This window comes from Pseudomonas sp. NY5710 (assembly GCF_013305665.1).
Taxonomy (GTDB): domain Bacteria; phylum Pseudomonadota; class Gammaproteobacteria; order Pseudomonadales; family Pseudomonadaceae; genus Aquipseudomonas; species Aquipseudomonas juntendi.
Genome location: NZ_CP045554.1, coordinates 2,492,623 through 2,506,620 on the forward strand (window position 1 = coordinate 2,492,623; position 13,998 = coordinate 2,506,620).

At 68.6% G+C, this 13,998-nt stretch carries 10 protein-coding genes; 1 reads left to right on the plus strand and 9 read right to left on the minus strand.

Annotated features, from left to right (window positions below; translation table 11 throughout):
* The 9 genes from GEV39_RS11305 to GEV39_RS11345 all read right to left on the minus strand — a co-directional run bounded on the left by GEV39_RS11305 (position 1) and on the right by GEV39_RS11345 (position 12,831).
* Positions 1–1,650, minus strand: a complete 1,650-nt coding sequence (locus GEV39_RS11305) for a class I adenylate-forming enzyme family protein (protein WP_173888995.1) — start codon at positions 1,648–1,650, stop codon at positions 1–3.
* Positions 1,647–3,449, minus strand: a complete 1,803-nt coding sequence (locus GEV39_RS11310) for a CoA transferase (protein ID WP_173888997.1) — start codon at positions 3,447–3,449, stop codon at positions 1,647–1,649. Before GEV39_RS11310 ends, GEV39_RS11305 begins: the two co-directional genes overlap by 4 nt.
* Before the next feature lie 70 nt (positions 3,450–3,519).
* Positions 3,520–3,792, minus strand: coding sequence for a MoaD/ThiS family protein (locus GEV39_RS11315; RefSeq protein ID WP_173888998.1), 273 nt, complete (start codon positions 3,790–3,792; stop codon positions 3,520–3,522).
* A 46-nt stretch (positions 3,793–3,838) separates the two neighbouring features.
* Positions 3,839–4,249: a M67 family metallopeptidase gene (locus GEV39_RS11320; RefSeq protein WP_173889000.1), complete on the minus strand. Its 411-nt coding sequence runs from the start codon at positions 4,247–4,249 to the stop codon at positions 3,839–3,841.
* Between the two features lie 10 nt (positions 4,250–4,259).
* On the minus strand, positions 4,260–5,432 hold the full coding sequence (moeB, locus tag GEV39_RS11325; protein WP_173889002.1) for a molybdopterin-synthase adenylyltransferase MoeB: 1,173 nt from the start codon (positions 5,430–5,432) through the stop codon (positions 4,260–4,262).
* 170 nt (positions 5,433–5,602) lie between these two features.
* Positions 5,603–8,122 (minus strand): prodigiosin MAP biosynthesis aminotransferase PigE, encoded by a 2,520-nt coding sequence (pigE, locus tag GEV39_RS11330; protein ID WP_173889004.1) that lies wholly within the window; start codon positions 8,120–8,122, stop codon positions 5,603–5,605.
* On the minus strand, positions 8,122–10,491 hold the full coding sequence (locus tag GEV39_RS11335) for a thiamine pyrophosphate-binding protein (protein WP_173889006.1): 2,370 nt from the start codon (positions 10,489–10,491) through the stop codon (positions 8,122–8,124). The genes pigE and GEV39_RS11335 overlap by 1 nt, the downstream gene beginning before the upstream one ends.
* A complete protein-coding gene (locus tag GEV39_RS11340; protein ID WP_173889008.1) occupies positions 10,488–11,768 on the minus strand; it encodes an MFS transporter in 1,281 nt (426 codons plus the stop codon). The genes GEV39_RS11335 and GEV39_RS11340 overlap by 4 nt, the downstream gene beginning before the upstream one ends.
* A 4-nt stretch (positions 11,769–11,772) precedes the next feature.
* Positions 11,773–12,831, minus strand: a complete 1,059-nt coding sequence (locus tag GEV39_RS11345) for a class I SAM-dependent methyltransferase (RefSeq protein WP_173889010.1) — start codon at positions 12,829–12,831, stop codon at positions 11,773–11,775.
* A 182-nt stretch (positions 12,832–13,013) separates the two neighbouring features.
* On the opposite strand from GEV39_RS11345, the gene GEV39_RS11350 reads away from it, so the two are divergent.
* Entirely contained in the window at positions 13,014–13,976 is a 963-nt protein-coding gene (locus tag GEV39_RS11350; RefSeq protein WP_173889012.1) for a helix-turn-helix domain-containing protein, read from the plus strand.
* Positions 13,977–13,998 lie beyond the last annotated feature (22 nt).

Sequence of the window (13,998 nt, forward strand, 5' to 3'; positions counted from 1 at the left end):
TCAGCCCACCTGCCGCACGGGCTCGCCCAGCCCGGCTGCGTCGGCGGCCAAGGCACGCTTGTCGACCTTGCCGGCCGGTGTCAGTGGCAGGTGGCGATAAAAGCGCAGGTATTCCGGCAGCTTGTTCACTTCCAGCCCCTGTTCGCGCAGGAACCCGGTTATGTCCTGCAGGGCGAAGCGCGGGGCGCCGTCGCGCAGGGTCACGCACAGGCATACGCGCTGCCCCAGGTCCGGGTCGGGCACCGGCACGCAGGCCACGCTCACCACGTCCGGGTGGGCCATGGCCAGGCCTTCGATCTGCACCGGGCTGATGTTGGCGCCGCCGCGGATGATGATGTCCTTCTTGCGCCCGGCGAGCTTGAGGTAGCCGGCCGCGTCGATGAACCCCAGATCGCCGGTGCGCACCCAACCCTCGGCGTCGCGATAGCGCTCGTCCAGCTCAGGCGCATTGACGTACTGCATCGGGCTCAGCGGCCCGCGTGCCGTGATTTCACCCACGCTGCCCTGGGGCACTTCGCGGCCCAGGTCGTCGACGATACGTATCTCGCAGACCGCCGGGTTGGGCTTGCCCACGCTGCCCAGCACCGCTTCCAGCGGGTCGTCCAGGGTGGTGTGGCAGTTCACCCCGTCGGCCGAGCCATACAGGCTGATGAAACCACAGCCGAACGCTTCGCTGCAGCGCAGCACGGTGGCCTGGTCGATCACCGAACCGCCGCAGATCAGCCCGCGCAGGCTGGAGGTGTCGATCTGCGCCAGGGCCGGGTCGGCGGCGATGCGTTGCAGCATGGTCGGCACGCCAAGGATGAAGGTCGGGCGCAGGCGCGCGATGGCCTTGATCGCCTCGCCCACCTCGAAGCGCGGCAGTACCACCAGCGAGCCGCCCAGCCAACTGAGCACGCCGAAGGTGGCGGTAGAGCCGAACGAGGACCCCAGCGGGACCAGGTACAGGCCGCGGAATTCGGCGCCGTCATCGCTGATGCGCTGCAGGAAGCGCCCCCGGCCACCGATCAGTGCGTTGTGCGAATACGCCACCAGCTTGGGCTCGGACTCGGTACCGGAAGACACCAGCAGGCGTACTGGCGAGTCCGGGCACACGCGCGGCAGGCTGGTGCTGTCGATCGGCGCATGCTCGAACAGGGCGTCGAGGGTCGACCAGCCTGCACGCGGTGCGCCGTCGACGATCAGCACGCGCAACGAGAGCAGGGTGGGGCGTAGCGATTCGATGACCTCGCACAGGTCGATGTCGGCATACGTGGCCGGTACGATGACCGCCCGGGCATCGCAGCGGCACACCAGCGCCTGGATGTCGAGCTTGCCGCGCCCCGGCGGGAAAGGTGCGACAATGGCGCCTAGGGCCGCCACGGCCAGGTCGATGGCGCAGCAGCGCCAGCTGTTGCTCAGTTGGTAGGCCACCACGTCGCCGGCAACGATGCCCGACTGGCGCAGGCTGCCGGCCAGGCGCAGGGCTGCGCCAAGCAGTTCGGCATAGCTCACGTCGCCCTCGGGGGACAGCACCGCCGGCTTGGCCGGCGTTTCCCGGGCGCGTTCGCGGAACAGGTCGAACACGTCGCGATTAGGGTAGCTGCCGTCTTCGCGCCAGCGGCGACGGGCAGCCTGGGGTACCAGGTCGATGATGCCGGCAGTGTTCATGTGAAACTCCAGGGTGATTGAACGGATCGGTAGGCGCGCTGACCGAAGCAGTCGGCCAGGCGCGGGTCGTTGGCCAGGCACGCCAGGTCCTGATGCACCTGGCTGGCGGCAATGCCAGCCTGCTGGCAGCGCGTCTGCCAGTGCCGGGCGTCGGCGCTGGCCAGGCGCCGGGGCAGCTCTGCGGGGGTGCAGGTGCCGCCCAGCAGTTGCCCCAGCGCTTGCCACTGCTGGCGTGTCTGGCAGTCCAGCGCGAGCAGGCCGTCGCCGGTCTCGAAAACCCCTTGCAGCAGGCTGGGCGGGGTGCTGTTGCAGGGGGTGGCCAGCAGCAGGTCGGCGGCGCCCAGCAGCGAGCTGTGTACCTGGTTGCCGCGCCCGTGCAGGCTGCGGTCGAGCAGCGCGGCGCAGATGCCTTGCGCGCTGATCACACCACCCAGGACATCGAGCGCGGTGAACAGCGTGCCGCCACGTGTGCCACTGGCGCGGGCGATGCGCTCGGCGACGCCGGACCACGCCTGCACGGTGAAGTCGGTGCCGGGCGCCGATACCGGGGCATCGCCCCAGCCACCGGCGTAGGCATGCACCAGGCCCGGCCGGGCAAGCTGCAGGTCGGCGGCATCCAGACCCAGCTCGGCGGCCTTGCCAGGCGCCCAGTTGTGCAGGAACACGTCGGCGTCGGCGCACAGGGCGTGGATCTCGGCGCGACCTGCAGCGGACTTGATATCCACTTCGCGTACCGTCTTCAGGTGATTGAGCGCGTCGAAGCGCACCGAGCAGCCATCGGCGCAGGGCGGCATGTGCCGCAGGGGGTCGCCGCCTGGCGGCTCCAGGCGGATCACCTCGGCACCTAGCAGGGCCAGCAGGTGCCCGGCCAGCGGCCCCTGGATACGGCGGCATGACTCCAGCACGCGCAGGCCTTGCAGCGGTAGCGCGGCTGGGCGCGGGGCTGGCCGCAGCGGTGCCTGCGGGCCGGGTGTCAGCCGCCAGGGGGTGTGCAGGCTGGCCGGGTAGTCGGCATCGGCCTGGCGCTGCGCCGGGCTGCGCAGTACCACCAGCGCTACCCCGCTGGCCCGCGCCTGCTGCCGGATCTGCGCCAGCGGCAGGCGCGCCAGTGCGTCCAGGCATTCGGCCGGCATCGGCGCCACGGCCTTGGCATAGCGCAGCAGAAAGTGCTGCCAGGCTTTGCCGGCCAGGCTGTCGGGCAAGCCGAGGGCGTGCCAGAAGTGGCGCCAGGGCTGGCTGTCGAGGGTTTCCAGTTCGAAGGCCGTGCCTTCCAGGGAAACGAACGGCGGGCGGGCAAGGGCGTCGTCCTGCCCCGGCAGCAGCCGTTCGGCGTCTTCCGGTGCGGTTGCGCCCGCCAGGTACTGGCCGATACTCAACAGGCCGCCGCGCAGCGGGTCCAGGCTTACCTGGGTGAACTGCCCGCCGCGCAGCTGGCCGACGGCAGCAGCCAGGCTGGCCTGCCAGGCGAGGGCGGCGTTGAGGGCGGCCAGGTAATCCACGCCCAGTGCTTGCGGGCGCCCGCTGGCACGGCCGTGCACCGACATCAGGCCGCAGGCCGCTTGCTGTATGAACTCGCTGGTGCTCTCCAGGGGCAAACCTGGCGGTGCAACGAACCGCATGTGAACGGGGTGCAGATCAGGGTGGGCCAACTGCAGCGCGGCCCCTTCGGCCAGGCCGTCGAGGGCACGCAGGCCAAGGCACTGGCCGTGGTGTTGCAGGGCGCGGCTCAGGCCCTGCCAGCCGGGCAGGGAGGGGCCGCTGCGCCAGCCGAGGCTGGCGTCATCTAGCATACGGGACATGGCGGATCTCGCGGACAGGTTACGGGCGAGCAGGCTTCGCGGGCGGGCCCGCGAAGCGGTGAACGGTGGGTCAGCCGCCGGCCACGGCGGGCAGTACGGTCAGCTGGTCACCGGGGCGGATAGGCGTGGCCAGGCCGTCGGCGAAGCGGATGTCGTCGTCGTTGACGTAGATGTTGACGAAACGGTGCACCTGGTCGTCTTTCACCAAGCGGGCCTTGATGCCGGGGTAGCGGCTGTCCAGGTGCTCGATGATGTGGCGCACGGTACCGCCCTGGGCCTGGACCTGCTTCTGGCCGTCGGTGAGTGGGCGCAGCAGGGTGGGGACGATCACGGAAACCGACATGCTTTTCTCCTTGTGGTACATGTTGTGCCGGGGGTGCCGGCGAGGGTCAGGGCTGGACGCACAGGGGCTCTTCGAACACCCGTCCGTCGATGATGCGAAAACTGCGCGCGGCGTGCCGCACCTCGCCCCAGGTCGAGACGATCAGGTAATGCACCTGGGGGTCGCTGGCCAGGGCGATATCCTCGCGGCTTGGCCAGGCTTCGCTGGCGGTGTGCGAGTGGTAGATCACCCGGCAGTCTTCCTCGCGCTGATCCAGCTCACGCCAGACCTGCAACTGCTCGCGCGGATCGAAGCTGAACCAGGTGGGGCTGGCGGCCTGGTTGCGCATCGGTACCACCCTGTGTGCAAGCGGCTCGCCGCTGGCGGCGGCAATCAGCCCACAGGCCTCGATGGGATGCGCGGCCTGGGCCAGGTGCCTTACCTGTTCCAGGGCCTGAGCGGTGATGCGCAGAACCATGCGGGCGCCCTCAATAGCTCGGCAGGGCCGGTTCCACTTCGCGCACCCACGCCAGCACGCCGCCTTGCAGGTCACGCACCCTGCCGTGGCCGAGCCGTTGCAGGTCGCCGGCCACGGCTTTGGAGCGCATGCCCGACTTGCAGGTGATCACCAGATCGGTGTCGTGGCCGTAGCGCTCGACGATTTGCGTCGCCACCTGCGCAGACTTGGGCATGAGCACCGCGCCGTCGATGTGCACGATGTCCCATTCGGTCGGCTCGCGCACGTCGATGATCACCGGCGCGCGTCCGGCATCCTGCAGCGACTTGAGCTGCACCGCGCTGATCTGCGGCACGGGCGCAACATCACTGGCAGCGGGTCGGTCCAGCCCGCACAACGCCTGGTAGTCGCCCAGGGCGGTGACCGGCTGGCGCTGCGGCAAACGGCGCAAGGGCAGCTCGCGGTAGCTCATCTGCAACGCGTCGTAGACCATCAGGCGGCCCAGCAGTGGTTCGCCGATGCCGGTCAGCAGCTTGATCGCCTCGGTCGCCATGATCGAGGCGATGGCCGCGCACAGTACGCCCAGCACGCCACCTTCGGCGCAGGAAGGCGCCAGCTCCGGGGGCGGTGGCTCCGGGTAGAGGTCGCGGTAGTTCAGGCCGCGACTGCCCGGGGCATTCTCCCAGAACACCGACGCCTGGCCTTCGAAGCGGAAGATCGAGCCCCATACGTAGGGCTTGTCGGCCAGGATGCAGGCGTCGTTGACCAGGTAGCGGGTGGCGAAGTTGTCGGTGCCGTCGAGGATCAGGTCGTAGCCGCTGAACAGCTCCACGGCCATGTCCGCTTCCAGGCGTTCGGTATGGGTGTGCACCTTGACCAGGGGGTTGAGGCGGGCGATGGCCTGGCGAGCGCTTTCGGCCTTGAGTTCGCCGAGGGTGTCGACGCTGTGAATCACCTGGCGTTGCAGGTTGGACTCGTCGACCCGGTCGAAGTCGATCACGCCCAGGGTGCCGATGCCGGCTGCGGCGAGGTACAGCAGGGTCGGCGAACCCAGCCCGCCGGCGCCGATCACCAGCACCCTGGCGTTCTTCAGGCGGCGCTGGCCGAGTACGCCGATGTCGGGAATCAACAGGTGGCGGCTGTAGCGGTTCACTTCTTCGCGGCTGAGCTCGGCTGCGGGCTCGACCAGAGGCGGTAAGGTCATATCGCTTTCTTCCATTCAGTAGATACGAACTGGAACCATTTTCAATTGTGTGAGCCGCCGGTTCAATCCGCCGAGCGGCCCGATTCGTATGGCAAAGCGCGGTAAAACTATGGGTTTTGTCGGCGGGGCGGTGGCAGGGCGCAAAGGGGCTGCGTGGCAGCCCCCGTGGTTCACGACTGGAACGTGGCCAAGTCCTCGCAGACGCTGGCGAAGGCGCTCAGAAAGCGTTCGGCTTCCTCGCGCGTGAGCACCAGCGGCGGCTGGATACGCATCACCCGGTTGTTATTGGCGGTAACGAAAGTGAGCACGCCATGTTCCTCGGACAGCTTGGTCATGAAGCGCAGCACGAACATGTCTTCCAGGTTCTGCTCCAATGCCTGGGCGGCGGCCTCCAGGTGCGCGCGGGCAGCGCCCGACAGCATGCGGTAGGTGGCCATGGCCTGGCCCGGTATGCGCCCTGCCAGTTCCTTGACCAACGCCTGCACGCCGCCGCGCATGTCCTGGTGAAACTCGATCGCCAGCATCAGCCCGCGGCCGCGCACCGCCACCAGGAACGGGTAGCGGTCCACCAGGCGCTGCAAGCCGGCCTGCAGAAACGCTCCCACTTCGGCTGCATTGGCACACAGGCCGTCCTGCTCCAGCACATCCAGCGCCGCCAGGGCTGCGGCGGCAGCGAAGTTACCGCCACCGAAGGTAGAGGTGTGCAGGGCGAAGCTGTCGATATCGCCATAGGCACGTTCCCACACGGCGTCGCGCGACAACGTGGCACCGATTGGCACCAGGCCGCCGGACAGCGACTTGGAAAGCACCATGATGTCCGGCGCGGTATTGTCCCACTCACAAGCGAACAGCTTGCCGGTGCGGCCCAGGCCGGTTTGGATCTCGTCGAGTATCCACAGGCAGTCGAACTCATCGCACAGCGCACGAACCCCAGCCAGGTAGCCAGGCGGTGGCAGGATCACGCCGCCTTCGCCCTGGATCGGCTCGACGATGAAGGCAGCCACGTCGCCTTGCTCCAGGCGCCTGCGCAACGCGTGCAGGTCGCCGAAGGGCAGGCTGTCGCAGCGCGGCAGCAGGGGCTCGAAGGGGGTGCGGTGCTTGGCCCGGCCGGTCACCGACAGTGCGCCCAGGGTCTTGCCGTGGTAGCCGTTGTCGCAGTAGACCACGCTGCGCTTGTCGCTGGCGGCCAGGGCCAGTTTCAGTGCCGCCTCCACCGCCTCGGTTCCGGAGTTGCTGAAGAACACCCGGTTCAGCCCACCGGGTGCCAGTGCCGCCAGGCGCTGGGCCAGCAGGCTGGCGTGCAATGGCGCCGAGAGGTACTGGATGAAGGTGGGAAATTGCGCTTGCAGGTAGCCTTGCAAGGCCTGGCTGATGGCCGGGTGATTGTGGCCGGTGTTGAGGCAGCCGTAGCCGGCAACGAAGTCGAGAAAGCGCCGGCCGTCCAGGTCGGTGAGCCAGCAGCCCTGGCCCTGGCTGAACACCCGCTCGATGTGGTTGAACCGGTAGAACTCGCGCAGCACCGGGTTGATGTGCTCGGCGAAGCTGTTGAGCACTTCGCGGCGCAAGGCCAGGGGCTCGTCGGTGGCGTCGCTGGCGCGTAGCGCACGGCGCGGGTGGTGGTGGCGGTGCAGGCGGTCGAAGGCCTCGCTGGCGAGCACTTCGCCGTCATGGCTCATGGGCGAAGGGCTGAAGCCGTGACGCTCGGCGATGCGGCCGATCTCCAGCACCTTGTGCACCGGCAACTCACGGCCCAGGGAGAATGGCTCGGCGCGGCCCTCCAGCGCCAGGATCATGGTTTCGGCCAAGCAGCCATTGAGGCTGCGCTTGGGCTCCAGGCCCAGGCTGCGCAGCCCCAGGTGCACGGCGGGGCTGGCGGAGACCAGGCCGGCGTCCACCAGCAGGATGTCGCGGCGCTGGTGGGGCACGTCCATCACGTCCTTGGGCAAGGCGGCATCCAGCACCACTGAGCCTGGCAGCAGCCGGCGTGGGTCGATCAGGCCGCCGCTGGAGGTGGCGGCTACATAGAAGCGCACCTGGGCGTAACAGTCTTCAAGGTTGTCGTGCAGGGTGACCTGGGCGTGGTACTGGCTGGGCAGGTATTCCAGGTGCGCCTGGGCCTGCTGGGCGTTGCCCCGGTGCACCAGGCGCAGCCGGCAGCCCTGTTCGGCCAGCAACCGCGCCACGGCCAGGGCGATCGACCCGGGGTAGCCGAGTACCGCCACCTCGGCGTCCGCTGCAGCGATGCCCAGCAGGCGCAGGCTGTCCATCAGGTTGGCGTAGGCGGCGAAGGCGGTCAGCGAGTTGCCGGTGGTAACGGCCACCTCAGCCTGCTGCATGGTCGCCACGCCGCGGTTGCCGACGATCGCGGTAAAACCGCCCAGGCCCACCAGTTCGGCGCCTTCGGCCTTGAGCGCGGCCACGCCCTGCAGCACCCGTTCGGCAATCGCGCGCGGCTGGCGCAGCATCTGCTCGGCGGTCAGCGGCATGAACTGCAGCATTCCCGAGCACTCGGCGCCACAGGCGCTGACGATGCGCCCGAAATCGATGAACGGCACCAGGTTGCGCTGCTGCCAGCGCTCGGCCTGGTAACCCCAGGCCTGTTCTTCCAGGGTGCGGTCGAGCATGTCCACCAGCTTGACCTGATGCAGCAGGCCAATGGAGGTGGGGTGGGCAATGAATCCGAATTTCATCAGCAGTTTTCCATGTTCAGGCGGCTCCAGGCGGTTTCCGAGACCAGGCTCAAGCCATCGCCCTCGGAGTTGTGGCCCAGCCATACGTCGAAGAAGTTCAGGCGCCCCGGCGCAGTCAGCGCCTGGCGCAGGGTGTCGGGGCAGAACTGCAGCAGGCGGGCGCGGCAGACACGCAGCGGGCCGAACGCGCGCTCTTCCCACAGCGGCCCCTCGGCCAGCGGCACGTTGACCTGGCTGGCGCCGTGGCAGGCATAGCGTTTGTCCAGGTAGGTCTGGATCATCGACAGCACGCCGTTGGCCAGGTACATCACCGTGACGTTGCGCTGGCCGGCATCGGCGCTGCTGGCCAGGCTCATCGCCAGGCGCTGCTCGATGTCCGGCACCAGGGCGCGGGCACCGTCGCCAATGAACGCCAGCACATGGCGTTCGTCGTTCAGGGCTATGTAGGGCAGCGACATCAGTGCATCGCCCATCAGCGCCCGGCCGTACCAACCGGAGAAGCCGGCGTCGGTACGGGGCAGGTTACGCAGGGCCGACAGGCTGCAACGGCCCACGTCGTAGACACCGGTGTAGCGGTAGCCGTCGCGCTCGATCAGCTCGCCAAGCAACTGGCCGAGGCGATGAAAGAAGTAATTCGGCGTCATCGGCAGGGTTTCGATCTGGTCGCTGGGCAGCGCCTCGCGGGTGCGCTGCAACCTTTGCAGCCGCTCGCGGCGGGTGCGCAGCAGCGCGGCCGGTACGGCCAGGCGCGGCTCCAGGTAGTCGAGCACCCTGTTCAGGGCCAGCGGCACTGGCAGCTCGCAAAACGGCGCGATATGGCCGGGCTGGTGGTTGACCTGGGCAATGTGGAACAGCCTCGGCAGGCGACCTTCCGAATAGGGCGTGGCGGACTGGTCGATCTTGCTTTTGACGAACATCAGCCAGGGTTTGCCCGGCTCGTTGTCGGTGCCTTCGAGAAACGCGTGCACGCGGCGGCTGAATCCGTACATCGACAGCGGCCCGAGGTAATTGGGCACCGGCTCCTGGTCCTGATAGGCGCATACGCTACCGGGCGCGACAATGCTGTCGGCCAGCGCGATGCCAGCGCGGCGCGCCAGTTCGACCACCCGCTGGCGCTCGTCGGCAGCCAGCCGCCCGCATTGCCAGAGCAGGCGTGAAGGCGTGTGGTTGATTACCTCCAGCAACTGCTCCAGCGCCGCCAACTCCGGTGCCGTAAGCGCCTGCTGCATGGCTGTGGCGGGCATGGGCGGGGGCGGGCCTTCCAGCTGCGCGCGGGATTCGAGCACCGCCTGGGTGGCGAACAGGAAAGTCGGCGCCGGGCGTTGGTCAAGGGCAGCGAAGGCCTGTTCGACACAGGCCGCGGCTTCATCCGGGCGGCGCACGAAGCGCTGCCACAGGCCGCGGGCGGCGATGACCTGATGGCCATCGTTGTCGGCGTCCAGGGTGCCCTGGAAGGCGAACCAGACCGACTCCGGGGAGTCGGCGCAGACCACCAGGCCCGGCGCACCGGCGCGCTTGAGGTTGGCCAGGGTGCCGCGCATCTCGTCAAGCATGCCCGAGGTCATCACGATCACGTAGGCCCGTTGGTACAGCTGCCAGCCGGCCAGGGCGCTGACCGCCAGGGCGTGCTCGTTGCAGGCGCTGTGGAAACCGCAGGCGGTTGGCCGCAGCAGCTCGCCCAGCGAGTCGAGCAGGCCGGCGACCATGGAGCCGGTGAAGAAATGGCAATCCCAGGCCTGGCCCCAGCGTTGGGTCATGCGCTGCTGGATGTCGCGGGCCAGGCTCACCGGCTCAGCCGATTGCAGGGTGGTGCGTGCCAGCAAGCGGTTGCAGTAGGCGTGCTCCAGGTGGTCGACGAACAGGCGCAGCAGGTCGGCGCGGCGCAGCGCCCGGTCTTCGTGGGGCACGCGCAGCAGGCGGTTGCCGCCCAGGCGGGTCAGCCAGTGCTGCAGGTGCTGCGCATGGCACAGCAGCACGGCGCTGCTGGGCGAGCGGCGGGCTTCGGGCTGGGTGTCGAGCAGGGCGCCCAAGGGGTCGTGCTCGGGTTGCGCTTGCAGGTCACGGGTGTCCAGCAGCACGTGGTCGCAGGGGCAGGCGGTGGCCAGCGCCGCCTGGGCCTGGGCAAGGTCGTCGAAGGCCAGCAGTTGCAGGGCCAGCGCACCTGGCTTGGCCTGTTGGCGCAGGTAGGCTTCGGCCTGGCCGGCGACCTGGCGGTACAGGCTCTGCAACTGGGCGTCGGGCCAGTGCTGGCTGGCGTGCGGGGTCTCATGCCCCAGCCAGTGGTTGAGCCGGTCGAGCACGGCGCTGACGTCGGCCCGTAGCGCCGGATCGCGGCTGATCAGGCAGATGCCGTAGCGGTGTGGCTTCATGGTTTACCCTCAAAGGTGATGGAAGCGGTGCCTGGGGCGGCGTCGCCGGGGGTGCGCAACAAGGCGTCGGTGCTACGGGCGATGCTGTGGCGCACCCGCCACGCCAGCACCAGCGCCAGCGCCAGGCCAGCGCCAAGGCTGGCCAACAGGCCGCCATAGCCCAGGCGGTCGAGCAGCAGGCCGGCGAGCACCGGTGCGGCCAGACGGGTGACTACGAACAGGCTCGACTGCAGGCCATAGTCGCTGGCGCTGCGTTGCTGCCGGCTGAAGAACAGGGTCAGGCCGAACATCAGCGCCGACACCGCCCCCATGGCCAAGGCCAGCAGTAATGCACCGGCGATCAGCCAGGGCTGGCCCAGCCGCAGCCACACCGCCAGGCCCAGCACCAGCAAAGCCAGCAGCGCCGCCAGCAGGTACAGGACAATCGCCCGTGCCGTGCCCAGCAGCGGAATCAGGCGCCCGCCCACCAGGCTGGCAAGTGCGCCCAGCGTGCCCCCGGCAATGCCCACCAGCCAGGCCACCTGCTCCAGGGCCATGCCCTGGTCGAGCAGCAGTGGTTTCAGGTACAGCCAGGCCGCCCCGATGAACGGGAAGGCGCTGAGCAGCAACCAGGTCCACTGGCGTGCCGCCGGCTGGCCGAAAAAGCCGGCCCAATCGGCCACCAGGCCCGGTGCCATGGCTGCCGGTGTGGGCACACTCGGCAGGCGCCTGGCTACGAGCAGCAGCGCCAGCACCCCCAGTGCCAATGCCGCGCCCATGATCACGAACGGCGCCTGCCAGCCCAGGCGCGACTGCACCAGCAACATCGCGCCGCCGCCCACGATCGCACCCACGAACAAGGCCGCGCCGCGGATGCTGCCGGCACGCACCTGTTCGTGGCGCGGCAGCCATTGCACCGCCAGGGCATTGAGCGGGATATCCATCCAGGTGGCAACGATGCTGATGGCGAAGGTCATGGCGAACAGCGCCAGGCGTTGTTCGATGAGGTTGTCGCGGGCGATCAGCGCGTACAGCACGATCAGCACGCCACCGAGCAACGCCAGCCAGCGCGGCAACGGCGAGCGCCCCAGGCGCACCCGCTGCACCGGCACGGCCATGAGGAACTTGAATACCGCCGGCAGCCCGGCCAGCTGGAACAGACCAATCTCGGTCCCGCTCCAGCCGTATTGGCGCATGACCAGCGGCAGGCCGAACATCAGGTAGATGCTCGGCACGGCCAAGGCCAGGTTGAGCCAGCCGAACAGCAGTTGTAGGGCGATGACAGGGGGGCGGGTCATGGTGTCACTCCTTGGCCTTGCGGGCGATCACGGCTGTTACCGGCGTTAGTGGGTAGCGCACGCCATCGACCTGCTCTACACCACGCCAGCCGCTGTCGCGCAGCAGTTGCGCCAGCTCGCCCTCGGCCAGTACGTGGCGGCCTTGCAGGCGCATGTGCAGGTAGTAGGGCAGCACCTGGGCCGCGACCTGACGGGCCCGGGGCACTTCAGCCTGGCAGCACACCAGCAGGCCATCGGGCGCGAGCGCCGCATGCAGGCGCTGCAAGGTGGCCGTCAGGTCGTCGACGAAGTGCAGCACCGACGAACACCAGATCAGGTCGTAGCCGCTGCCGATGTCTTCGCTGTTCAGGTCTGCGCCGCGCGCGCTCAGCCGGGCGCCCAGGCCGGCGGCGGCGATATTGTCGGCGGCCACCTGTGCCGTCTCGGGGTATTCGAGCACCACGCCGCTGAGCGCCGGCAGTTGCCGGGCCAGGGCGATGGCCACCAGGCCCGGCCCGCCGCCGAGGTCGAGCAGGCGTCGCAGGCGTGGGTACTCCGGCAGGCTGGCCAGCAAGGCACAGGCGCTGTCGCAGGTGACCGCTCGTTGTTCCTGGGCGATCTGCAAGCGGGCGGCATTGGCCCACCCCTGGTCGAGCTGGGCGGTACTCGGCGCCTGGCGCGGCATGCCCGTGCGCAGGTAGCCGGCCAGTTGTGCGCCGGTTTCCCGCAGCACGCGGTGGCGGAACATCAGGGCATCGCCGCAGTACTGGACCGCGTCGCTGCGCAGGTGGCGGTCGGCCAGCGGGCTATTGCGGTAGCGCGTTGGGTGCTGAGCATGGCGTTCGAGCAGGTCCAGGCTCCACAGCAGTTCGAGGAAGTAGTCGGCGCTCTCGGCATGCCAGTCCAGGGCCTGCGCCACCTGGGCGGGGGCGAGGTATTGCTGCAGGTGATCGAACAGGCCGTGTGCCAGCGCCAGCTGCAAGGCGTCGGCCGCCAGCCCTCCCAGTTGCAGGTCCCAACAGGCTTGCAAGGGGTGGGTGGCGGTGGGGTGCAGGTTGCGGGGGCGGGGTGCAAGTCGGGTCACGGTAACTTCCTGTAGTTGTCGCGTGTGTGGCCGTTGCGGGCCCACGGATAAGGAACGAAACGGGGCATGGCCGAATCAGCTCAAAGGGTGGTATATATTAAATAAGAATCATTCACATAAAATATGCGAGCCGGAGCCGTTTCTATGCGGTGCGAAGGCCGCAGATCCTCAGGGATGTCTTCATGAACACGAGCAACGCCACCTGCCGCCTGGGCCTGGACCAGCCCCGGCACCGTTCGCTGAGCGCCGACGGGCGCCTGCGCCTGCAACTGGACGAAGCCTACGGGCAGTGCCACACCGACCTGCTGCAACTGGAGCAAGGCCTGTCGCTGGGGCGCCTGCATTACCACCCCACACGCCCGCTGGTAGAGGAGACCTGCGGGCCGCATGACGGCCACGTGATGGTGGTGACGGTGGGGCTGCAGGGAAAATCCGGCTTCATCGGCCAGGACGGCAGCACCCTGGCGTTCGAGGCGGGGCACACCACCATCACCGCCTTCCGTGCCACGCCTGGCGAGCGCCGTTACCAGGCCAATGAAACCGCTTCGCAACTGCGCGTGGTGATCGACCACGCGACGCTGTGCAAGTACGTGGGCGAGGCACGGGCCACTGAAGTGCTGGGCAGCGGCCGGTTGCACCGCCTGGATTACCGGCCCAGCTCCCAGGCCGCCCAAGCCCATGCCGCCGCACTGGTGCGCTACCTGCAACCGGGCGGTCTGGACCCGGCCCACCGGCTGGACCTGCATATCCACACCCTCAGCCTGCTGGCCGAGCAGTTCAACCTGCTGGCGCCGCCGCCCAGCACCGCCGCGGCCTTGAGTACCAGCGACGTGCAGCGTGTCGAGCGGGCGCGCAACCTGTTGTGCGAGCAACTGGACAAGCCGTTGACCGTGGATTACCTGGCCACGGCGGTGGGCATGAACGAACACAAGCTCAAGGAGGGGTTCCGTTACCTGTTCGACACCACACCGGCACGCATGCTGCTGGAGTTGCGCATGCGCAAGGCCATGACCTTGCTGGAGGCCGGGCAACAGGTGGCGCAGGCGGCGTGGCAGGTGGGGTACAAATACCCGAACAACTTCACCGTGGCGTTCACCCGCTATTTTGGGCGGTCACCAAAGTCGATCTTCGGGCGCAAGCGCTGAGCCCGGTCAGGGCGCCGCTGCA

Excerpts from the sequence above, each read along its gene's own strand:
- GEV39_RS11305 (WP_173888995.1), bottom strand. The coding sequence starts at position 1,650 with ATGAACACTGCCGGCATCATCGACCTGGTACCCCAGGCTGCCCGTCGC.
- GEV39_RS11310 (WP_173888997.1), bottom strand. The coding sequence starts at position 3,449 with ATGTCCCGTATGCTAGATGACGCCAGCCTCGGCTGGCGCAGCGGCCCC.
- GEV39_RS11320 (WP_173889000.1), bottom strand. The coding sequence starts at position 4,249 with ATGGTTCTGCGCATCACCGCTCAGGCCCTGGAACAGGTAAGGCACCTG.
- GEV39_RS11335 (WP_173889006.1), bottom strand. The coding sequence starts at position 10,491 with ATGAAGCCACACCGCTACGGCATCTGCCTGATCAGCCGCGATCCGGCG.
- pigE (WP_173889004.1), bottom strand. The coding sequence starts at position 8,122 with ATGAAATTCGGATTCATTGCCCACCCCACCTCCATTGGCCTGCTGCAT.
- GEV39_RS11315 (WP_173888998.1), bottom strand. The coding sequence starts at position 3,792 with ATGTCGGTTTCCGTGATCGTCCCCACCCTGCTGCGCCCACTCACCGAC.
- moeB (WP_173889002.1), bottom strand. The coding sequence starts at position 5,432 with ATGACCTTACCGCCTCTGGTCGAGCCCGCAGCCGAGCTCAGCCGCGAA.
- GEV39_RS11350 (WP_173889012.1), top strand. The coding sequence starts at position 13,014 with ATGAACACGAGCAACGCCACCTGCCGCCTGGGCCTGGACCAGCCCCGG.
- GEV39_RS11340 (WP_173889008.1), bottom strand. The coding sequence starts at position 11,768 with ATGACCCGCCCCCCTGTCATCGCCCTACAACTGCTGTTCGGCTGGCTC.